At 32.6% G+C, this 21,907-nt stretch carries 20 protein-coding genes; 6 read left to right on the top strand and 14 right to left on the bottom strand.

Translation table 11 applies throughout. From position 1 onward, the window contains the following. Positions 1-48: 48 nt before the first annotated feature. From EQM13_RS01985 to EQM13_RS01970, 5 genes are all read right to left on the bottom strand, one after another. Positions 49-1,068, bottom strand: a complete 1,020-nt coding sequence (locus tag EQM13_RS01985; RefSeq protein WP_071139844.1) for a radical SAM/SPASM domain-containing protein — start codon at positions 1,066-1,068, stop codon at positions 49-51. Positions 1,069-1,078: 10 nt separating this feature from the next. Then, the gene (locus tag EQM13_RS01980; protein ID WP_071139845.1) at positions 1,079-2,326 is read right to left on the bottom strand and encodes a radical SAM/SPASM domain-containing protein; all 1,248 of its coding nucleotides are present in this window, start codon (positions 2,324-2,326) and stop codon (positions 1,079-1,081) included. 20 nt (positions 2,327-2,346) lie between these two features. Beyond that, positions 2,347-4,875, bottom strand: a complete 2,529-nt coding sequence (locus EQM13_RS01975) for an ABC transporter permease (protein ID WP_161567147.1) — start codon at positions 4,873-4,875, stop codon at positions 2,347-2,349. Positions 4,876-5,015: 140 nt separating this feature from the next. Further along, on the bottom strand, positions 5,016-5,183 hold the full coding sequence (locus tag EQM13_RS18135; protein WP_161567146.1) for a hypothetical protein: 168 nt from the start codon (positions 5,181-5,183) through the stop codon (positions 5,016-5,018). 79 nt (positions 5,184-5,262) lie between these two features. Then, positions 5,263-6,498, bottom strand: a complete 1,236-nt coding sequence (locus EQM13_RS01970; protein ID WP_071139847.1) for a radical SAM/SPASM domain-containing protein — start codon at positions 6,496-6,498, stop codon at positions 5,263-5,265. Between the two features lie 526 nt (positions 6,499-7,024). Between EQM13_RS01970 and EQM13_RS01965 the strand changes: the two genes are divergently transcribed. The 6 genes from EQM13_RS01965 (at position 7,025) to EQM13_RS01940 (ending at position 12,319) form a co-directional block, all read left to right on the top strand. Further along, positions 7,025-7,438 (top strand): BlaI/MecI/CopY family transcriptional regulator, encoded by a 414-nt coding sequence (locus EQM13_RS01965; protein WP_071139848.1) that lies wholly within the window; start codon positions 7,025-7,027, stop codon positions 7,436-7,438. Between the two features lie 64 nt (positions 7,439-7,502). Then, positions 7,503-8,603 carry a M56 family metallopeptidase gene (locus EQM13_RS01960; protein ID WP_128751800.1) on the top strand — a complete coding sequence of 367 codons (1,101 nt, stop codon included), beginning with the start codon at positions 7,503-7,505 and terminating at the stop codon, positions 8,601-8,603. Further along, on the top strand, positions 8,590-8,871 hold the full coding sequence (locus EQM13_RS01955; RefSeq protein ID WP_114218946.1) for a hypothetical protein: 282 nt from the start codon (positions 8,590-8,592) through the stop codon (positions 8,869-8,871). Before EQM13_RS01960 ends, EQM13_RS01955 begins: the two co-directional genes overlap by 14 nt. 185 nt (positions 8,872-9,056) lie before the next feature. Continuing rightward, positions 9,057-9,353, top strand: a complete 297-nt coding sequence (locus tag EQM13_RS01950; protein ID WP_071139851.1) for a UxaA family hydrolase — start codon at positions 9,057-9,059, stop codon at positions 9,351-9,353. Further along, on the top strand, positions 9,343-10,512 hold the full coding sequence (locus tag EQM13_RS01945; protein ID WP_128751799.1) for a UxaA family hydrolase: 1,170 nt from the start codon (positions 9,343-9,345) through the stop codon (positions 10,510-10,512). Before EQM13_RS01950 ends, EQM13_RS01945 begins: the two co-directional genes overlap by 11 nt. Positions 10,513-10,669: 157 nt before the next feature. Beyond that, positions 10,670-12,319, top strand: coding sequence for a helix-turn-helix domain-containing protein (locus EQM13_RS01940; protein WP_128751798.1), 1,650 nt, complete (start codon positions 10,670-10,672; stop codon positions 12,317-12,319). A 37-nt stretch (positions 12,320-12,356) separates the two neighbouring features. On the opposite strand, the gene EQM13_RS01935 is transcribed toward EQM13_RS01940, so the two are convergent. The 9 genes from EQM13_RS01935 to nikB are packed head-to-tail and all read right to left on the bottom strand — an operon-like array spanning position 12,357 to position 21,885. Then, on the bottom strand, positions 12,357-13,697 hold the full coding sequence (locus tag EQM13_RS01935) for a C1 family peptidase (RefSeq protein WP_128751797.1): 1,341 nt from the start codon (positions 13,695-13,697) through the stop codon (positions 12,357-12,359). A gap of 22 nt (positions 13,698-13,719) precedes the next feature. Beyond that, the gene (locus tag EQM13_RS01930; RefSeq protein WP_071139855.1) at positions 13,720-14,388 is read right to left on the bottom strand and encodes an AroM family protein; all 669 of its coding nucleotides are present in this window, start codon (positions 14,386-14,388) and stop codon (positions 13,720-13,722) included. Continuing rightward, the gene (locus EQM13_RS01925) at positions 14,342-15,535 is read right to left on the bottom strand and encodes an amidohydrolase family protein (protein WP_128751796.1); all 1,194 of its coding nucleotides are present in this window, start codon (positions 15,533-15,535) and stop codon (positions 14,342-14,344) included. Before EQM13_RS01925 ends, EQM13_RS01930 begins: the two co-directional genes overlap by 47 nt. Before the next feature lie 14 nt (positions 15,536-15,549). Continuing rightward, a complete protein-coding gene (locus EQM13_RS01920; protein ID WP_128751795.1) occupies positions 15,550-16,695 on the bottom strand; it encodes an amidohydrolase in 1,146 nt (381 codons plus the stop codon). A gap of 24 nt (positions 16,696-16,719) precedes the next feature. After that, positions 16,720-18,048 carry a M20 family metallopeptidase gene (locus EQM13_RS01915; protein ID WP_206172775.1) on the bottom strand — a complete coding sequence of 443 codons (1,329 nt, stop codon included), beginning with the start codon at positions 18,046-18,048 and terminating at the stop codon, positions 16,720-16,722. Continuing rightward, entirely contained in the window at positions 17,990-18,976 is a 987-nt protein-coding gene (locus EQM13_RS01910; protein WP_071139858.1) for an ABC transporter ATP-binding protein, read from the bottom strand. Before EQM13_RS01910 ends, EQM13_RS01915 begins: the two co-directional genes overlap by 59 nt. Then, entirely contained in the window at positions 18,976-19,980 is a 1,005-nt protein-coding gene (locus EQM13_RS01905; protein WP_128751794.1) for an ABC transporter ATP-binding protein, read from the bottom strand. The genes EQM13_RS01910 and EQM13_RS01905 overlap by 1 nt, the downstream gene beginning before the upstream one ends. A 31-nt stretch (positions 19,981-20,011) precedes the next feature. Next, on the bottom strand, positions 20,012-20,920 hold the full coding sequence (locus EQM13_RS01900; protein ID WP_206172773.1) for an ABC transporter permease: 909 nt from the start codon (positions 20,918-20,920) through the stop codon (positions 20,012-20,014). Next, entirely contained in the window at positions 20,920-21,885 is a 966-nt protein-coding gene (nikB, locus tag EQM13_RS01895) for a nickel ABC transporter permease (protein WP_071139861.1), read from the bottom strand. The genes EQM13_RS01900 and nikB overlap by 1 nt, the downstream gene beginning before the upstream one ends. Positions 21,886-21,907: the final 22 nt, after the last annotated feature.

Genomic DNA, 21,907 nt, shown 5'->3' with positions numbered 1-21,907 from the left:
CAAATGAACATTTGATATTAAAATATATCAAATATTTTAATATCAGCTTTATTTATTCAAAAGATTTATCTTGTACTGTAAATTTTCTAAAGAACAGTTCATAGGTGGCGGTGAAAAATAATCCCCAGTTATTATCTTGTTTACAATTTTACATCTCGGGCCATCACAATAATTATATAATTTACATCCATAACAATCAGGATTTCTTATTTTAGAAAATCCTAATAAATAATCTCTTCTCAATTCATTTATCCCGTTATATATATCTCCTATACAAAATTCATCATTTCCAGCGGATAATATACACGGATATATTTTTCCGTCTGGATATATATGAAAACTCGTATCACCTCCCCTACAATAACCCTTCGGAAAATATAAATTCCCATCTATAATACTTATTAACAAATCTTTTCTCCCATTTGCATACTCTTTTATTTTCCGAATCTGATCTTCAAGAATAGCCACATGTTTATCATCCCAATTCGTGTCGAACAAATTCGGAGCGGGAACTATAACCTTAAATTTTCTGTCAATTAAGTATTTTATATCTTCAAACAGACTACACACAGTATCACTGTCAAATGTCATTCTTATTCTTATATTAGGTTTATATTTGATCAGTTTGTATACATTTTTTAAAACTATATCATGACTTCCCTCGCCACTTTTAAACGGCCTCATTTTATCATGAGTCTTTTTTGTCCCATCTATGCTTACTGTCACATCAATCATTTCTTTTACAATAAAATCAATCATTTCATCATTTAACAACGTTCCATTTGTAGTTGTACAGAATAGTAATTTTGTGCTTTTTTTATCGCATTGCTCTCTAAATTTTTTTACAACATACTTTATAGTCCCAAACTCTAAAAATGGTTCTCCTCCATGTATAGGAACAATCAATTCTTTTTTATCTGTTTCTCTATCTTTGAAATAATCTAATGTATATTCAATAGCTCTATCTACAACATCTTTTGACATTGATTTTTCATATTTATTTTTCCCTTCATAGCAATATTTGCAATTTAAATTACATCTCGTTGTAACCCAAAATATGGCTGGCATTATCTCCCACCTATCTCTCCCAGATCCTTTTATACAGTACTGGTTTAATTTTTTTACATTTATCTTCAATAGCTAACTTATTATTTTTTAATTCTTCTAATTGTCCAGGGCAAGTCCAGCAAAATAAATTTACCTTACAATTTATACATTCTTTATAATTTTCATAATTTAACATATATAATAAATTATAATTTTTTATATTATTATTTGTGAATATACTCAATTCTGATATCTTGTTTATATTAAATATATTACCAAGTAAATATTCTGATTTCATAAATTCAGGGCATGGGTATATATCCCCATTATAAGTTATAAATAGTTCTCTTTCCCCAGCACCACAATTACACATCCCAAATGGCTTATCATAATTATCATCCAAAAAATTTGATGGCACATATGTCTCATCCTCTCCGCCATTTAAAAAAGAACTTCTATTATTTAATCCTCTCCCAACAGCTGAAAATACCCTAATGAGCGGTATTGTATTTAACATTTTATTTAATTCATTAAATTTTCCTTCTAAATATTGATTTTTATCTCCTATAACCATAGATAAAGTTATATTTTTAAACCCTTTGTTTTGTAATAATTTTACACTATTTATAACTTTATCAAATATCCCAGTACCTCTTACTACTTTGCAAGTCTTTTCGTCTATACCATCTAAACTAATATCTATTTGATCAGCACATTTAGATAAAATTTCTGAATTAGATTCATTTATAAGAGTACCATTTGTAGAAACCACTATCTTACCTTTATAACTTTTTCTTAAATAAATTAGGAGTTTTGTAAAATCTTTTCTAACCAGTGGCTCTCCACCACTGAGCATTATTCGTGCAGGACCCCACTCTATGAGTTTATTTAACACTTCTTGTACTTTTTTAGTACTTAAATCCTTTTTATCGCTAACAATACTATCAGCATCTATACAACAATGTATACATTTTAAATTACATCTATGAGTTATTTCAAACGATGCCATTTTATTTTCTAATCTCTTTTTGGGATTTCTATCTTCTATGATTTCCATATAACATAATTTCTTATATAAACTATCTATATAATTTCTATCTTCTTCATCATATAAACAACACTTTAATTCATTTAATGAAAAATCATTATTTATTCCTAATTCTAAAATATCATATACTTCTTTCGAAATTCTTATCCATAATCCTGTATATCGATTCCCCAATACTACTTTATTTTCATTTATTATATACCTACTGCTATTACTAAATCTATATCCCATTGTATCTCCCCCAGTTCTATCTATTTCAAAGAATTTATGGATTCTACTATACTCATATTCTTTATCTTTCTCGACGGGAAATAAGTAGATAACAATCCTATAAGTATATTTACACATACCACTAGAATATAAGTCTTCCACTGTAAAATAAATCTCGGGTTTTCAATTGACCATATATAATACTCATAAAGTCTATGCTCTATAGATATCCCTATTATTAGTGAAAATATACTTGAAACCATTCCATATAATATCCCTTCCGTTCTTATCATCTGTCTGAATTCTTTATTTGTAAGCCCTACAGCTCTTATCATTCCGAATTCTCCTGTCCTTGATATCAGACTATAGCTTATGTTATTTATTATATTAAACATACTTATTATAAACAGCACCAACGATATAACATATAAAAATGTCATTTTCGTTTCTCCATATTTATTCATTTCTTTTCTCTGAGTAGTAAAATCCCTTACCGTAACTCCTTTTCCTTGCCTTGCTATACTAATAATTTTCTTTTCAAGCCTTCTATTGTCATAACCTTTCTCCTTATTTACTGTTATTATTCTATAAGGTTTAAATCCGCTTAGCTTATCAAAAATATTCTCTGACACAATCATATCTGCTCCTAACCCATAAGCTGAATAATAGTCATCAGAAGTGGGAAAATCATCATAAGTAATTATCCCTCCTATTAAAAATTCTTGTTCCACATATTCTCCTTCATCTTCCATAGTCCAAAATCCTTTTACTGGCTCTCCGTCTTTTCTGAAAGAAACTCTTATGGTATCTCCAACATTTGCATCTATTATCTTTCTATTTCCCTTAAAAGGGGTACACAGTATGGCAACAGGTTTTTTCTTCATCTTGGTTAAATCAACATTTCCTTCCAATAATTTCGAGTCGAGATTTTTTAAAGACTCATCATTAAGTCCCCACAAAGTACTTACCATTACCATTTTGGAACTTTTTTCATCTTTCTTTATAAATATCATAGCACCTTCCTCTTTTCTGTTCATGTCCCTTAAAAACTCTATAAAATTCTGGTAAATAATATCTTTGTCTAAAAATATTCTTCCGTATAATGTCTTGTAGGGAACTACTTCTCTCACTCCTTCCAAATTTTTCAGCTTTTTTACCTCATCTTTGCTAAGTCCGGCATTCATATCAAGATTGCCATTTGTAACTAATTTATAATCATCATACATTTTCCCTATTTTTAATTTTTCATTTATTTGCTGTTGTTGTATATTTCCATAATAACTTGAAACCATAAAAAGAATGCTTCCCATTGTCATAGATAATACGGTTATTAAAGCGCCTTTTTTATCCCTTTCTATGTTTTTAAATGAAAGTATTTTATTAAATGATATAAATTTAGACAGTACATTCACAGAGAAAATTGATTTTGTGCTTTTCTTATTACTTTTAAAATTTTTAGATATGGCTTCCACTGGTGATATCTTTAATACTCTTGATGATATCCACGCAGATATAATAATTATCAAAATCAATACAAGTACTACTGCCAATAATATTATCTCTTTTGGTATAATTATTTTAAGATTACTTATTTCAAATTCGGTAAACAACTTTCCAAATATAGAACTGAGTCCCTTGGCACTTAAAATTCCTACCAGTATACCAATTGGTATACTTGCTGAAGATATTATCAACAATTCTGACAGTATAAGCTTAAATATCTGAGCCTTGGTTCCTCCTATTGCCCTTATTATTCCATAATCTTTTATTCTCTGATACATTGATATATTAAAAATGCTGTATATTACAATAGCAGATACAAAAGATACAAGTACAGAAAAAAATAACATATTTCTATCTATCTTTCCCGTCTGATTTAATACATCTATAAGCATTTTATTTTTATATATATGATCTTTATCTAAACCTATTTTCTTTGAAAGATTATTTATAGAATTCATTATATTTACATTTTCATTAAATTCTACATAAGCTTTTAATCCATTTGTATTCGTTTCTTCAGAAGATCTACCTACTATGCCTTCAGTTACTCCTGCGGTTTTGTTTCGGACTATATCTTCAATTATCCCAACAAGTTTGTACTGTCTCCGTTCGTTTCTGTTTTCCAGTTTCACATCTATAGTTTGATTCAAATCTGGTTTTATTCCCAAATTACTTATAACCCATGTTTCCAAAGCTATTTCATTTTCATTTTTAGGAAGCCTGCCCTTTATAATTTTGGAATTATTTATAGGAAGATAATTTTCATCAACACAATTCAAACTAATAAATAGAATGTCATTATAATTAAATCCATCATAAAATGATTTAACAGCTATATTCTTTATACCTTCTGTGTTTCTTATTTCTTCTAACTGTTTTTTGTTTATTTCTGAATATACTACATGAAAATTTCCATTATCATATTTAAGATATTCAACTTCCAAAACTTTTGCACTCTGGGATAAAATCCCCACACCTACTATCAAAAGCATACTTAATATGATGCTTAATGATATCGCAAAGGTTCTTGTGGAAAATTTCTTTATATACTTTAAAGATAATTTCATACTCTCAACCATGTTTATTATTCACTCTCTTTCTTGAATACAAAATACTCTGAAAAAGTTTTATTGAATTTATCATTTTTTTATAAATAATCAACCATTTCTTTAATTTTAAAGAAATGGTTGATTATACTTAGTTAATTTTAAAGATCAGGAGATTTATAGTAACTAGGATGTGGTGGAGACAAACAATCAAAGAAACAACTGCTATCATTATCACCATATGACTTCGGTTTATGAAGAACTTGACAATCATATTGCGCCAATACCTCAACAAAATCTTTGTCCTCTATCTTTTTAATTTTCAACATATGATTTTTCCCCCCTCATTTATTTTATTTATTTAAAATTCTACAATTTAAATATAGAAATTTAAATATTGCTAATCTTTTAATTTACAGAACCCCAAATTCTTTTAAATAATACTGGTTTTACCTTTTTACACTTATTTTCTATCGCTTTACCATTATCTCTTACACTGTCAAGTTGCGCCAAACATGTCCAGCAAAACAAATTAACTTTACAACCTTTGCATATTTTATAATTATTGGGATCTATTTCTTTTAATAGTTTATAAACTTCCTTATTCCAATTAGATAATTTATCCAACTTTAAAATATTTCCCATCAAATATTTCGGTCTAAGAAATGAGGGACAAGGATATATATCACCATTATGCGCTATAAATATTTCTCTATTTCCACCCCCACAAGAAAGCATCACCATCGGATTATTATAATTATCACTTATAAATTTATTTGGTACATGTATTTCATTTTTCTCATAACTTGAAAAATATGATCTATTTTTTTCTCCTCTTCCAATCGGTGCAAATCCTCTAATGCAAGGTTTTGTCCCCAACAATCTATTCAATTCATTAAAATCATCTTCTAAATATTCATTTTTATCACCCGTTGTCATAGATAAAGTTATTCTTTTAAATCCTCTGCTTTGTAATAATTTCACACTATTTATAACCTTATCAAATACTCCATGTCCTCTCACTATAGAACACGTTTCTTCGTTTATTCCATCAACACTAATGGATATTTCATCAGAACATTCTACTAAATTATCTACATTATCACTGTTTATAAGAGTCCCATTTGTAGAAACAATTATAGTTCCATGATAATTATTTCTTAAATACTTTAGTAAATATTTAAAATCCTTTCTAATCATTGGTTCTCCACCACTTAAAAGTATTCTTTTAGGATTCCATTCTATTATTTTATATAATACACACTTGGTTTCCTCGGTAGATAAATCTTGATTATCACTAACAAGGTCATCAGCATCTATACAACAATGAATACATTTTAAGTTACATCTATGAGTCATTTCAAATACAGCTAATTTATTTGGCAAAACTTGCTTATTATTTTCATCTTCAATAATACCTATATTGCATAACTTGAGATATATTTGAGATATATAATTTTTGTCTTCTTCATCATACAAACTCATTTTTAGTTCACTTATTGAAAGATTATTATCTATTCCCAAATTTAAGATATCATATACCTCTTTTGAAATTCTCATCCACTGTCCGGTTTGCCTATTTCCTAAGACCACTTTGTTTTGATTTATTATTCTTCCACTATGTTCGCTAAATTTGTAAGTCATATTATTCCTCCCCATTAAACTCTCCTTGTTTTTTAATTCAACTATACCTTATTCCCTCGTATACTCAAATATTGCTTTGATCAATTTAGTAAATATTCTTGTTTTTCATTCTTAAATAACCGAATATACTCAGTATTACCGCAGAAATTTATAGTTTTTGTTATATTCATTAAACGTTTTCCTTTTAATCTTTATCGAACAATATATCCTTATTCTCCTTTTTAGTATGATTACCAAAAAGGAGAATATATTTTAGGGGTACTTGCAATATGAGCTTTCCATTCTTCTTAAATCTTTAACTTCCAGGTTGCTTATTTCTTACTTTTATATTATATAAAGTATATTTGATAATATTAATGTATTTAATTTACAATATAATTAAATCATATATTTCATATTTTGTCAAGTATATATATAATGTTTTTTATAATTTAACAATGCATTAAAAATTGACATATTTTATTTTTATGTTTATAATGAAATTGAAAATGATTTTGATATTAACTTTATAAAAGGAGAGTTTTCAATGCCAAAACAAAATAACCGTTTTGAATTAACTGAGAGAGAATTAGATATCTTGAATATTTTATGGTCTGCTGAAAAACCGTTGCTGGCCTCAGACATCCCCCAAATAGATAATTCCATAAGTATAAATACGGCTCAGGCTGTTTTAAGAAATCTGCTGAAAAAAAAGCTTATTGAGGTTTCCGATATTGTTCATAGCGGAACTGTTCTTTCCCGCAGATATAAACCGACTATAAGTTCACACGATTTTTTTCTTAAACAATTTGTCAAACAGTTTCAAAATTTAAATAAAGATATTCCCACGCCCACTATTGTTGCTACCTTGCTGGAGCACGAAAAAAACGAGGAAGCTGTTATAGAAGAACTTGAAAAAATGCTTGAAGAAAGAAAAAAGCGTCTGAAAGGAGGGAATTAAAACGTCCTTCTCTTTTACTGCTTTTTTAACTATTCTTTTTTTTAGTAGTATATCGATTGTTTTAATGTACTTCTTTTTACGAAATAATAATTCAATCAAAAAACTTGGAATTGGTGCATTATTTTTCTGCATCTTTGTTATTGTTATCAGGCTGCTGATTCCTTTTGAATTTTCCTTTTCGAATAATTTAATTTTCAAACGTCTTCTTCCAAAAATTGTTTTTCCCTTTAGAACACCAATATTAAAACTAAACGGTCATAATATTTGTCCTCTGCATATTATGGTTTTAATTTGGTTAACGGGATCAATCATCCAATTGAGTAAAGCAATAATCATTTATAAAAATTTTACAAAAGTGATAAATAAATTTCCTGTGGTAAGAAATCCAGAGATTCAAGGTGCTTTGCGGAAAGTACTTCAAAACTACAGTAAGCCGATGAGTTTTAAAATTATACAAGCTAATCTTGTCTCTACTCCCATGGTACTGGGTATACGGAAACCATGGATCGTTATTCCTCAAATAGAACTTTCGGAAAACGAATGGTACTACATTTTTAGCCACGAGGTAGCCCACTACTACCATGACGATTTATTGATTAAAATAATTGTTGAATTTTTATGTATTATATATTGGTGGAATCCTTTTATATATATGTTAAGGAGGCAAGTATCCAAAATACTCGAAATGCATACGGATCTCACTGCCACAAAATCAATGTGTGAATCGAAACGAATTGAATATCTGGAATGTCTTCTAAAAATAGCAAAACATCATACTGGTAAATATGTGAATAAAGTGGTACTAAACTTTGACAGCGAAAACGTTTCTACTCTTTCTCAGCGATTTCACATAGTTTTGGAAAATTCCACACAAAAAGAAAAATTCAAATTGAAGAATGTCTTTTTTATGGTTATGCCGGTATTATTGTTGGTTGTTTTATCTTTTTGTTTTGTATTTGAACCTTATTCTATATCTCCTAAAGATGCTTCCGATACGGTTGAGCTTACAAAGGAAAATTCATATTTAGTTAAAAATCGAGACAATACTTATGATCTTTATGTCAATAATAAATTCTTTGTTACTGTCAATGATGTTAAAAATTTGCCTGCAGACTTACCCATATATAAAAATATAAAGGAGGTGCGAAAGGATGAAAAAAAGTAAGAGAAAAATATCTGTATGTATTATTTCAATTTATATTGGATCAATACTTTTATCCAAAGATGTCTCTGCTTCGGGACCATATTTAGCAGAAACAAAGCCACTGCCTGTTAATGCTGTTCAGATTACGGAAAACGTACAATCCGATCACTTAATAACTCCATTTTCCGATGTCATCGGCTGGAGATACAAAAAAGTAAACGAAAAATTATACAGGCGCCTATATAATTACTCAAAAGAAAAATGGATTGGTGAATGGGAACCTTGCTAAAATAAAATTCACGAATATCATATGATATTCGTGGATTTTATTTTAGCAATTATAAAAGTAATTCTTTCCCTTAATATAAAAAAATAAACTTCTGTGCATCAAATACAAAAATTGTGCAGAATTTAAATAGATGGTATAATAAATATTAGTTGTAGAAAAATATTTTTCAAAGGAGGATTTTTTAAATGCCTGATTCTAAAAAAGCTATTCTTATGAATAAGAAAGACAATGTGGCAATGGCACTATTTCCCATCGAAAAAAATAACAGTATATCGGTATTTTACAATAATGAAAAAGCTGCTGAATTATGTGCTTTAGAGGATATAGAATTGTATCACAAAATTGCAATAAAGCCTATCCAAAAAGGAGATTTGGTTTTCAAATATGGGGAAATAATAGGAAAAGCTACTGATAACATAAAGGTCGGACAGCATGTCCATATTAATAATATAGAAAGCGTGATGACGAAAAATGAAAATTAATGCATATAAAAGACCGGATGGAAAATATGGAATAAGAAACAAAATTTTAATTCTGCCGACAGTGGGATGTGCAAACGAAACGGCAAGATTAATAGCAGAACAGGTAAAGGATGCTGTTTCTATAGTTAATCCCAAGGGCTGCGGTCAAATCGGAAAAGGTATTGAAATCATGAGAAGGACATTAATCGGACTCTCTTTAAATCCAAATATATACGGAACCATACTTGTAGGATTAGGCTGTGAAACAACAAAACCTTATGATCTGTTTGAGGAAATAAAGAAAAAAAGCAGCAAACCTATAGAAGTCCTGACAATACAGGATGAAGGCGGTACATTGAATACTATCCAAAAGGGAGTAAAATTGGCACGAAAAATGGCTGAAGAAATGTCAATGGTAAAAAGGGAAGAAACGGATCTCTCCAATATCATTTTAGCGACTAATTGCGGCGGTTCCGATGCCACTTCCGGACTTTCCGCCAATCCATCTCTGGGATACTGCAGCGATATTTTAATAAAAGAAGGAGGTACCGTATTTTTAGGGGAAACTACCGAACTTATCGGTACAGAGCATATATTGGCGAAAAGAGCAAAAAATGAAAAAGTGAAAAATGATATATTAAAGATAGTTAAAGATTTGGAGAAGGAATTTATAAGGCTTGGAATCGATGTTAGAGGGGCAAATCCCACTCCGGGAAATATTAAGGGCGGATTGAGTACTCTGGAAGAAAAAGCTTTGGGCGGAATCAGCAAGGGCGGAACGAGCAGTGTTAACGAAGTGGTACGATACGGAGAAGCGCCTGAAGAAAAAGGGCTTATAATAATGGATACACCGGGATATGATATTGAATCCGTTACCGGCATGGTATCTGGAGGGGCCCAAATCTGTATATTTACAACGGGACGAGGTACCCCAATAGGTAATCCCATTATTCCCGTAATCAAGATAACAGGCAATAAACAAACATATGAAAAAATGATTGATAATATGGATCTTGACATTTCTGACGTGGTATACGGCAGACAAAGCATTAAGGAATGCGGAGAAATGATTTTAAAAGAATTGATAGACGTATGTAACGGCAAATACACAAAAGCAGAATCCTACGGGTTCGCGGATTTATGCATATACAGGAATCAAGAAATTTGGTGTACTTTATAAGCTAATTTAAAAATCATATTTCTATTTTGAAATACTGTCTAAGGGGGATAGTTCTTTTAAAAAGAATTATCCCTAATATTATATATGCACTTGAACATATTAATATAATAAAGTATACTATTTACTAAAAACATTTAAAGATAAGGGTGAATTCTTAATGAAAGTTCGGGAAATATTTCATCTTAACCAAAACTTCAGTAATTTTGAAGTTATTTCCGGAAATGAATATTTAAATAACAGTATTAAAAATATTAAAATAATAAATGTTCCTCATGAAAACATTCAATTCAGCAAAGGAGATTTTGTTATTATTTCTCTTGATATTATAATCAAGGAAAAAATAAATTTTGTCAGTACTTTCAATACGCTAAAAGAACAAAATATTGCGCTATTAGGGCTTATATATAACAGCAATATAAATGATAAGATTATTAAACACTTTCAGCAGATGATTAAACTTTATGAGGCAAACTTCCCTATTATTAAAATACCGGCAGATACTACTTATGCGGATATAATTTCGCCTTTTAAATTTATCAAAAATGTAAACTGTTTCTTAGTTGAGCAATTTAAAAATAATCTAATTCATTTAAAAAACAGCAGCTATTTCTCTGCAAATAATATTCTGAATATGCTTACACATTATTTAAACGGGCTTGTGCTGTTATTATCGTCTCATGGGGAAATAGTCGATTTTGCTGATACCGGCTTCTTAATTGAGGGGAAAAAAATTGCTACAGATACTATAATTTCTCTGATTAAAAATAACAAGTCAAATACCTTATCTACCCTTAACCCAATTGTATATAATAGTAATAGCGAGGCATATACAATATATCCGTTGGAAACCTATGACAGAAAATTAGGATACCTTTGTATTGTAGAAAAATCTAAGGAAATTGATAGAGACAATTATAATATTAAAATTTCCAATGAAGCTATACCTTTTATGATTATATCTCTGACAACCTATCATGAAAAAGAATTAGCCTATAACAAATCCAAAGATGAGTTCATAAGAGGGTTGTTGTATGGATTATACTCCGATAAGAATACCATTGAGAAGGAAGCAAAGTTTTTCAATATAGAATACAATTTAAAAAGATTTGTATGGATAATAAATATAAGACCGCTGAAAAGAAGCCATTCTGATCCATTGACATCTGAAAAGATACCAGGAAATATTATTAATGAAGCTCTAAATTTTGTCAAAACTAATTTCTATGAAGATTATGCCATAACAAATAATTCATCTATTATATTTATCAGATTGAAGCATGATATTCCAAATGAAAAACTGCTTCAAAAATACAATGACCTTTTAAACACTTTGGAATTTCAAATACCCGAATACAAATTTTCTATCGGCGTAAGCAGAGCTTATGATACATTGGAGGAACTGAATTTAGCTTATGAAGATGCAATATTTAGTTTAAAAATAGGAGCCAAAATATTTAAAAACAGGAAAACCATTTATGCTTATGATGATTTGATAATATATCATTTCTTATATAAATATCCAAGTGAACCTATACTTGAAAGGCTATATAACAATGGAATAGGAAAAATATATTCCTATGACATAGAAAATAATACTCAATTGTTCCAAACTATTCAAGTTCTTATTAAGCATAATTTCAATTTTTCTGAAGCAGCAGATAAATTATTTATCCACAGAAATACATTGTACCAAAGGCTTAAAAAGATTGAAAAGATCATAGGATTAGATATCGACAGTTCCGAAACACGGCTTGTACTTCAATTAGGCCTGAAAATACATGACATATTTTCTTTAAATTTAAAATAAAGATACCAGAGTCAAATTGTTCTGGTATCTTTATTTTTTAAAACAACGGACCGACCTGGTCCCAAGGACTCAGTATTATAGGAGCTTTTTCATATTGTTTAAGTATTTCGTTACTTATATGTTTCTTGTTTATGATAACTTTAAACACATATTCATCAAACCATCTGTCGCTCATTATATAAAAACCTTTCTTTCCTTCAGCTTCGCCCCAGCTATTTTGTATCTTCCATCTGTTTGGTTTCCCGTCAACAAGATTTACCCCTGTAAATGTCATAACATGAGTTAAGCTTGTTCCTCTATACATAAGTCTGTCCTTTTTTGTCATGTTGAACTTAGTATTTAAAACTGCCTCATAGTTATATAGATTTATATCGAGTATTCCCAATCCTCTATGAGACATCTTACCCACATCACATCCAAATACAACTTGCTCTCCGTCTTTAATTTGTGCAATGGTAAGCTGCCTTAGAACCTCAATGTCAAGATTTAAATACTTAATCGGCTCATCATCAACTACATTTCCAAGATATTTTAATGAATAAGTATTTCCAAAAGGTTTGTCATCTGTCGGAAAGTTAATAATACTTATATAATCAATCGGTTTAACTTTAGAATATTTATGGTAAAATTCCAGTGGAGTTATATCCTTATCCCTATGGAATACTCCGTCCAAATCCCGGTATTCAAAATCAAATTTGTCAGGAGGTTCCCCAAGAAAATGGCATATAATATTATACATATCCATAAGAATATATTCTTTATGATCTTCGATTTCCTTTAATGGTTTCCCGCTTCTATGCATATCTCTGAGTTCTTTTGCCCCTTGTCTCAACTTTTCATTAACTATTTCGTTGATAATCTTTGAATCCGTGCAGCTTTGTGTTTCCGGCATTGCATATAACGGAGCTACTCCGTATTTCTCTATAAGCTTGGCAAACATATCCCATTGTCCGCAGTCACTTTGAGGTTCTTTTAATAATCCGGCCACTTCATGGTCAGACAATTCTCTGTCAATTGTTTCTATAATATTTTCTAAAAACAAATTGGATTTTTCAAATTTATCCCAGAAATATATATAGTTTTGGGACAGCTGAAAATCCACTTCTTTCATCTTCAAACTATGAGAAATACTATACCTTACTGTATTCAAAGCTGCAAACATCCAACATCTTGCAGTCTTTTTCTGGGCTGTAACTCTGCCTACTTCTATTTCATCTGAAAAGTCAAAATGCATATTTTTTATAGAATCATGATTTAGACTAACTTCTACAAGTCCGTTTCTCATAACCGCATCCGAATAAACCTTATTATTTTTATCGGACCTATAATACTCCGAACACTTGTCGATGATATCAGCAGTAATAGGTTTTTTCCCCATATATATCTCCTCCTCAGTTAATTTATGCTAATTCTTCTAAAAGCTTTGCCATAACGATTCGCGGCAGCAAAACCGGTTTCCCCGTTATTGCCTTAACCTTCTCCTTCATCTCTAAAGAATAACCCATGCAATCTAACACTATCAGAGGTAAGTTTTCTTTTTTTAGCTCTAATGTTTCTTTTTCTATCTCCTCATAAAAATTTTTATAGGGAGAAACCGCCCTTACAGAAACTTCATTTCCGCTTTCCCGCCAGTATTTAATTGATTGTTTAATTTGAGAACTGTCCGGGACAATAACCCCTATTCTATCGCTGACCACATTTTTTACTATCGAATGCAGCAGGGAAAAGGGTTCTATAAAAAGCCCTTTATGTTCAAACTCGGGAAATTTTCCTGTACATAACAAAAATATAGTGTTAATACCTTCTCCTTCAATCTTGTGTATACATTTCTGAATAAGATCCGGAACCAGCTCCTCTTTCATCCTTATCTCCCTGCCGTCTCTCATCCGGCTGACTAAAACATTATCCCCTCTACCGGGTTTTAGCATTTTTTCTGATTCTTCATAGGTATATGGATCTAAAATGCCATATTCCACGATTTCAATATTACCACTCATATATTTTGATATTTCCGGTACCAAATCAATTCTGGGTGACTGTCCTATAGTTATAGTTGCTACTCTTTTCATATCCACATCTCCTATAAGCAATTTTTCCATTGACTATAGTCATGAAAGTTCTGGTTTTAGCTTTAAATGGATCCCCGTCAAATACAGCAATATCCGCATCCTTTCCAACCTCTATACTTCCCACTCTATTATCTACACCCAGTGCCTCTGCGGGGTTTATAGTTATTGATTTAAGAGCATTTTCAAAACTCATTCCGTCTTTAATCGCTACAGCTGCGCAAACGGGTAAAAAATCTAAAGGAACATCCGGATGATTTGTGATAAGGCAAGTATTAAAACCCCTTTCGGAAAAAACAGCCGGAGATTTAGAATTCCTATTTTCCATCTCAAAATTCGATTTATCTGTTAAATAAGGTCCCAACATTAAAGGGATATTTTTATCTATCTGGGATTCAATTAAATATCCTTCCGTACAATAAGTCAGTATCAAATCCAAATCAAATTCCTTTTTCAGCCTCAGAGCAGTCTGTATATCTTGAGCTTTGTGAGCACAAATTTCTACCTTTTCCTCCTTCGTAAATATGGATTTGACACTTTCGTACTTTTCACAAAAATGGTTCCCGTCTACACCTTTATCTTTAGTTTCTTCATAATATTTTTTAGCCCGGATTAAGAAATTTCTTATCATATACGTTATAGCCATTCTTGATCTCGGCATTTCTGTTCTAACGTCATCAAGTCTTTTTACAAAATCCCCGATTGAAATATTTAAAGCGGAAGAAGACTTCACTATTCTTTCTTTTAATATATTCCCATAGGTTTTTATCACACAAGATTTGCCCCCTATAACATTGGATTCTCCCGGAGCAACGGAAACCGTAGTAATACCGGACCTGACTGCCGCTTCAAAAGCGGAATCTCTGATATTTATTCCGTCTTCCGCCAGCAATTGAGGATTTAAAGTATCACTCTTTTCATCCATATCGTTTCCCACAGCCCCAACACCGCTTTCAGTTATACCAGCATGGCAGTGACCGTCAATAAATCCCGGTACAACAATATGATTTCTTAAGTCCACAATTTCCGCACCTTCTTCATGTATAGAGCTATTTATATTAACAATTTTACCTTTATCTATCAATATATCACCATATATAACTTTATCATCTGCCATTGTGAAAATTTTCCCATTTTTAAGCAGTAACATCTTTAATCCCCCAATCAATCAAAATCTTTATATACAATGTCCCCATTAATAATTGTCAAAGTTACCTTTGTCATAGTTTCCAAGGGTTCTCCGTTAAATACTGCCAAATCCGCATCTTTTCCCTCTTCAATACTTCCAACCCTATTGTCTATCCTCAATGCTTTTGCGGGATTAATCGTAAGGGCCTTTAATCCGTCTATCATATCAAGGCCGTATCTTGACAACAGTCCTGCATATAAAGGTAAAAATTTGCAATTCATAAAGGGATGATCCGATATAAATGATATCAAAATTCCTTTATCGTTAAAAATTGCCGGTGCTTCCGCACAAGCATCTTTAGTTTCTACTTTAGTAGCAAAGGAAAACAATGGTCCTAACATAACCGGAATATTTTTCTCCTTTATATAATCTGCGGCCATATATCCTTCCGTACAGTGATCCAATGTATAGTCAAGCCCGAATTCTTCCGCGATTCTTATAGCCGTCATTATGTCATCCAATCTATGAGCATGTATTTTCAAAGGTATTTCTCCATTGAAAACAGGTATAAAAACTTCTAATTCTTCATCATATTCATGGTATGAACCATTTTTTTCTTCTTCATAATACCTCTCTGCCCTATTCAGCATTTCTCTTATAAGAAATGCCGTAGACATTCTACTGCTCGGAGATTTTTTTTGAGCCGAATAGACATTTTTCGGATTTTCCCCGAAAGCAATTTTCATAGCGGCAGGGCTCTTTACAGTCATCTCTTCAACACTGCTGCCGTATGTTTTGATAATAGCAGCTTGTCCTCCTATAACATTTCCGCTTCCGGGACATATCATAACTGTTGTTATTCCGGAAGAATAAGCATCTCTAAAAGCTTCATCATGAGGATTCAATCCATCTATGGCTCTCAGCGCCGGAGTCAAAGGTTTTACACATTCGTTGGCATCATTTCCTTTATCGTTTAATGTCCACATGCCTATATGGCTGTGCCCGTCTATAAAACCGGGACATACTGTATTCCCCTTTACATCAATAACATTAGTATCTAAATTGTTCACAATTATATTTTTTTTAACCTTTTTTATCTTGCCGTCTTCTATAAGAATATCGCTTAAAAAAAACTGCCCCTCTAAAGAATCGAAAACATTACAGTTTTTTAATAAGAGCATCTTTAACACCTCTTTTAAAATCAATTATTTAAGAAGGTCTAATATCATACCGGTATATACCTTAGCTGAACTTATTAAATCCTTTATATCCACTGTTTCATTATATGAATGGATACCCTCTGTATTGGCAGGTCCGTATTGTATTGTCGGAATGCCCTTGTATCTAAAATACCTGGCATCACTGGAAGCCCATTGATACGTCGCAGTTATGTCTATGCCTAATACATCCTTTGCATTAGCTTCGACTGACTTAACCAAGGGATTAGTTATCAAAACATAGTTAGGCTCAGACCTCCAACTGTAAGTGTATGTGATTCCTCCATCCAAATCTTCTATTATCTTATCAACCCTATCTAATATGTCTTTTGAATTTATTCCTATAGGTATCCTGATATCAACGTATGCTTCTGCATGGTCTGCGACCATATTGGTCTTTGTACCTCCATGAATTTCTCCGATATTTACTGTTATATGATCCAAAATGTTTTCTACCTGGGGAGCCTTCAGACATTCTTTTGCTACCCTTTTGGATTCCGACATAACCTCTTTGACTTCACCTTCATATTCTCCGTGGATTTCCGTTAGTTTTTGAATTTCATCTAAAAAATCCATCATCTTTCTTATAGCATTTTTTCCTACATAAGGTGACAAACTCCCATGAGCTGAAACACCCGTTGCAGTTAACTTCAACCACAAAGCACCTTTCTGCCCGACTTCACAGTTGTCATATCCCGTCGGTTCCGCTACTACACAATAGTCTCCGTCAACAATTCCTTCTTCTACCAGCCATTTTGTCCCCATGTCTCCGCTTATCTCTTCGTCAGGAACAATAGTCAATATAAGCTGCCCATTTAGGGATACATCTTCTTCTGCAAGAAGTCCCATAGCGAATAGTATACATGCTAAGCCTCCTTTCATATCAGAAGTTCCTCTTCCTAAAATCCTCCCATCTCTTACTTCTCCGGAAAAGGGTTCGAAATCCCATTTTTTCAAATCTCCGGCCGGTACTACATCTGAATGACCGTTAAATAAAAGCCTTGTTCCCTTTTCTTTTCCGTATTTAGCCACTATATTGGGCTTATTTTCCTTGGGTCTTAGGACTTCATATGAAATACCCTTACTCTTTAAATAGTTACAGATAAACGAAGTCACATCTTCCATATTGCCCGGAGGATTTTCTGTTGGAATTGCTATAAGCCGGCTACAGAGTTTTATCAAATCCTCGTTTCTTTCATCTATATATTTCCACAATCTATCTTTCAAAATATTATCTGTCATTTTGTTATCCTCTCCCTTACATTGATGTCCATCCATCTTCATATATATGGCAGGCAACCTTATGGTCTTTTTCAATTTCCGCTAATTCCGGTGACAATTCCTTACAAATACTCTTAGCATAAGGACATCTGTTGTGGAATTGACATCCCGAAGGCGGTTTCAGCGGACTTGGTACTTCGCCTTTCAGGATTATTCTGTCAACTTTGGCAGTCGGGTCTTCAGTAGGTATTGCGGAAAAAAGTGCCTGAGTATAAGGATGAAGGGGTTTTTTATATATTCCGTTGGAATCTCCTAATTCCACCATTTTGCCAAGATACATTACCGCAATATTATCGCTCAGATATTTAACTACATTTAAACTGTGAGAAATAAACAAATATGTCAGTTCAAACTTCTCCTGTAATTGTTTAAAAAGGTTTAAAACTTGAGCTTGTATAGATACGTCCAATGCTGATGTAGGTTCATCGCAAACTAACAGTTCCGGGTTTAAGGTTAATGCCCTGGCAATATTTATTCTCTGTCTTTGCCCTCCGCTAAACTCATGAGGATACCTATTCATATAATAGTAGCTGAGGCCTACCGTTTCTAACAGTTCTTTTGCCCTCTCAAGCCTTTCCTTAGGAGTTCCTATGTTGTGTATATATAATGGTTCCTGAACAGCATAGCTGATTCTCTTTTTCGGGTCCAGAGATGAATAAGGATCTTGAAAAATCATCTGAACATTTCTGCGGAATTTCTTTATCTCCTTTGAACTATAGGAGCTTATATCCTTATCCTGATATTTAATGCTGCCGGACGTTGCCTTGAAAAGCCCCATGACAGCTTTTCCTACAGTCGATTTTCCACAACCAGATTCACCAATCAGTCCTAAAGTCTTTCCCTTTTCTATTGAAAAAGTTACATCATTTACGGCCTTTAAATATGCTTTTTCTCCAAATAATTTCCCACTCTTTACGGGAAAATATTTTTTTAAATTCTCTACTTTTAGTATGGGACTGCTCACTATATATCACCCCTTCTTGTAAGAGCTTCTTTCTTTGTTTGAAAGTGGCAAGCAACAAAGTGATTTGTTTCCAATTCTATAAGAGGCGGCTGCTTTTTACTGCATATATCTTTTGCATATGGACATCTGCCGGCAAAATTACAGCCGACTCCTGTGTTCCTTAAGTCCGGAGGATTGCCCTCTATAGTATTTAAAGGCTCATTCTTTTCACTGTTTCTCTTTGGTATAGAATCCAAGAGCCCCCACGTATATGGATGTTTAGGGTTTTTATAAAGATTTATCATATCCGTATATTCAACAGTTTTCCCAGCATACATAACCATAACATAATCGGCCATTTCCCATATTACGCCTAAATCATGGGTGATTATAAGGATAGATGTATTTAATTCTTTTTGCAAATTTTTCATAAGTTCCAATACCTGGGCTTGAATAGTCACATCTAAGGCAGTCGTGGGTTCATCAGCTATCAAAAGTTTTGGGTTACATACAATTGCCATAGCTATCATGGCACGCTGCCTCATTCCGCCTGAAAACTCAAAAGGATAGTTTTTATATCTTGACTCCGCATCCGATATTCCCACAGTTTCCAAAGCTTGTATAGTCAGCTTCTTAGCATCATCTTTCGATATTTTCCTATGAACAAGTATTGCTTCACTTATCTGTTTTCCTATGGTAAACACCGGATTTAAAGCTGTCATCGGATCTTGAAAAATCATAGCTATATCTCTTCCTCTTACATTTAAAAGCTCTTTTCGTGACAATTTCAGTATATCTTTTCCATCAAAGATTATCTCTCCACCCGCTATTTTCCCAGGAGGCGAAGGTACAAGCCTCACGATAGACGAAGCAGTGACACTTTTTCCCGAACCGGATTCTCCGACTATTCCCAAAGTCTGTCCTTTCTTAAGTGAAAAGCTCACTCCGTCTACTGCCTTTACTACTCCCGAGGATGTATAAAAATATGTTTGCAAGTTATTAACTTCTAATAACCTTTCATTCATCTTTTTCACCACCATCTAATATTATTTAACACTATTTGTTCATCTTCGGATCTAATGCATCCCTTACGCCATCACCAAAAAGATTAAAACCAATAACTGTAATCAATATGGCCAGACCGGAAAATGTTGCTATATGAGGGGATGTCAGCAAGTAGTCTTTTCCTGACTTTAGAATATTCCCCCAGGATGCAGTTGGTGGTTGAATCCCTAAACCTAAAAAACTAAGTCCCGCTTCAGAAATAATAGTTCCGGCTATATTCAAAGTAGCATAAACAATTATAGGAGAAGCAATATTGGGCAATATGTGATCTTTTATTATTTTATAGTTAGAGGCTCCCAAGGCTCTAACTGCTTGACAATAATCTTCCTCTTTAACAATCAAAACTTGACCTCTTACGATTCTCGCATAGTACGGTATATTGGCAACGCCTATGGCAAATATTACATTGTTTACACCACTGCCGAGTACAGTCATAAGTATTATAGCCAAAAGTATAAACGGGAATGCAAACATGCCATCCATAATCCTCATGATTATCGTATCTATAATTCCGCCATTATATCCTGAAATCAGCCCAAGAACAATTCCCAAAAAAGCTCCCAAAAGTGTAGCTCCGACACCAACAACAATGGATATTCTCGAACCATATATAACCCTACTCAACAGGTCTCTTCCATATTCATCTGTTCCCAGAATATGCCCCCTTGTTCCCGGCTTCAAACATATTTCAGTTAAATTAACCGCAGTAGGATCATAAGGTGCCAACACCGGTGCAAGAATAGCCGAAAATGTTACAAATACAATGATTACAAGGCCTATAACTGCAGTTTTATTCCTTAACAGCTTTTTCATAAAGCTATTGGCCTTCTGCTCTCTTTTCATTGTTTCTAAATCTTTCTTCTCCTGTTCAACTAATCTGTTTTTATCTCCATCAGTCATTATCCTTCTCCACCTCCGTTGCCTTCAAAGGAAGCTTTAACCTTTGGATTTAAAAATGCATAGCAAATATCAACTGCCAAATTTACTATTATATATACAAAGGCCATGTATACAACACTTCCTTGGACAAGAGTATAGTCTCTGTTTTGTATTGCATCAACTATTAACTTCCCTAATCCGGGCCAACTAAATATGGTCTCTGTCAAAACCGCACCGGATAATAACGACGAAAATTGCATACCTGCTATAGTAATAATAGGAGGTAAAGCATTTTTAAATGCATGCCTCCATATAACCAATTTTTCCTTTAGTCCCTTCGCATGAGCTGTTTTTATATAATCCTGTTTAGTTATATCTAACATACTCGAACGGGTAAACCTGGCAAAGGTAGCTGTAGGTCCTGTTGCAAGGCAAAGTGAAGGTAAAATTAAATGTTTTATAATATCTATCAAACCCCCTTCGCCCATTCCTACAGACGGCAGCCATCCGAGGTTTACACTAAATAACAACACTGCCATCATAGCTAACCAAAATATAGGTACCGATATGCCAACTAAGGCTAAAATCATAGATATATAATCAAAAACTGAATATTGTTTAGTTGCCGATACTACTCCCACAGGTATACCTATCAAAAGTCCGATTATTATACTTATAACAGCCAATACCAAAGTATTGGGAAATCTTTCACTTATAAGTTTTGTAACAGGTTGGTTGTAATAATAGGATTTACCTAAATCCCCATGTACAACTCCTTTCAAATACCTGCCAAACTGTACTGCTATACTATCGTTTAAACCTAAGTTCTCTCTTAGTTCTTCTACAGCTTCTACACTGGCTTGAGGTCCTAACATAACAGCCGCAGGATCCCCAGGAATGACACGGGTTACGACAAATACTATAAACACTACTACAAATACAGTTGGTATTAATTCCAGTATTCTTTTTAATGAATATTTAATCAATCCAGCTCACCTCAACCTTCTC

The organism is Acidilutibacter cellobiosedens, from assembly GCF_004103715.1.
GTDB classification, from domain to species: domain Bacteria; phylum Bacillota; class Clostridia; order Tissierellales; family Acidilutibacteraceae; genus Acidilutibacter; species Acidilutibacter cellobiosedens.
This window is presented reverse-complemented; position numbering and strand designations above follow the sequence as displayed.

What these genes read in the sequence shown, in the direction of transcription:
- EQM13_RS01965 (WP_071139848.1), top strand. Translation starts at nt 7,025, where the DNA reads ATGCCAAAACAAAATAACCGTTTTGAATTAACTGAGAGAGAATTAGAT.
- EQM13_RS01920 (WP_128751795.1), bottom strand. Translation starts at nt 16,695, where the DNA reads ATGCTCTTATTAAAAAACTGTAATGTTTTCGATTCTTTAGAGGGGCAG.
- EQM13_RS01975 (WP_161567147.1), bottom strand. Translation starts at nt 4,875, where the DNA reads ATGAAATTATCTTTAAAGTATATAAAGAAATTTTCCACAAGAACCTTT.
- EQM13_RS01955 (WP_114218946.1), top strand. Translation starts at nt 8,590, where the DNA reads ATGAAAAAAAGTAAGAGAAAAATATCTGTATGTATTATTTCAATTTAT.
- EQM13_RS01970 (WP_071139847.1), bottom strand. Translation starts at nt 6,498, where the DNA reads ATGACTTACAAATTTAGCGAACATAGTGGAAGAATAATAAATCAAAAC.
- EQM13_RS01945 (WP_128751799.1), top strand. Translation starts at nt 9,343, where the DNA reads ATGAAAATTAATGCATATAAAAGACCGGATGGAAAATATGGAATAAGA.
- EQM13_RS01900 (WP_206172773.1), bottom strand. Translation starts at nt 20,920, where the DNA reads ATGACTGATGGAGATAAAAACAGATTAGTTGAACAGGAGAAGAAAGAT.
- EQM13_RS01930 (WP_071139855.1), bottom strand. Translation starts at nt 14,388, where the DNA reads ATGAAAAGAGTAGCAACTATAACTATAGGACAGTCACCCAGAATTGAT.
- EQM13_RS01905 (WP_128751794.1), bottom strand. Translation starts at nt 19,980, where the DNA reads ATGAATGAAAGGTTATTAGAAGTTAATAACTTGCAAACATATTTTTAT.
- EQM13_RS01980 (WP_071139845.1), bottom strand. Translation starts at nt 2,326, where the DNA reads ATGGGATATAGATTTAGTAATAGCAGTAGGTATATAATAAATGAAAAT.
- EQM13_RS01960 (WP_128751800.1), top strand. Translation starts at nt 7,503, where the DNA reads ATGTACTTCTTTTTACGAAATAATAATTCAATCAAAAAACTTGGAATT.
- EQM13_RS01950 (WP_071139851.1), top strand. Translation starts at nt 9,057, where the DNA reads ATGCCTGATTCTAAAAAAGCTATTCTTATGAATAAGAAAGACAATGTG.
- EQM13_RS01940 (WP_128751798.1), top strand. Translation starts at nt 10,670, where the DNA reads ATGAAAGTTCGGGAAATATTTCATCTTAACCAAAACTTCAGTAATTTT.
- EQM13_RS01935 (WP_128751797.1), bottom strand. Translation starts at nt 13,697, where the DNA reads ATGGGGAAAAAACCTATTACTGCTGATATCATCGACAAGTGTTCGGAG.
- EQM13_RS01925 (WP_128751796.1), bottom strand. Translation starts at nt 15,535, where the DNA reads ATGTTACTGCTTAAAAATGGGAAAATTTTCACAATGGCAGATGATAAA.
- EQM13_RS01985 (WP_071139844.1), bottom strand. Translation starts at nt 1,068, where the DNA reads ATGCCAGCCATATTTTGGGTTACAACGAGATGTAATTTAAATTGCAAA.
- EQM13_RS18135 (WP_161567146.1), bottom strand. Translation starts at nt 5,183, where the DNA reads ATGTTGAAAATTAAAAAGATAGAGGACAAAGATTTTGTTGAGGTATTG.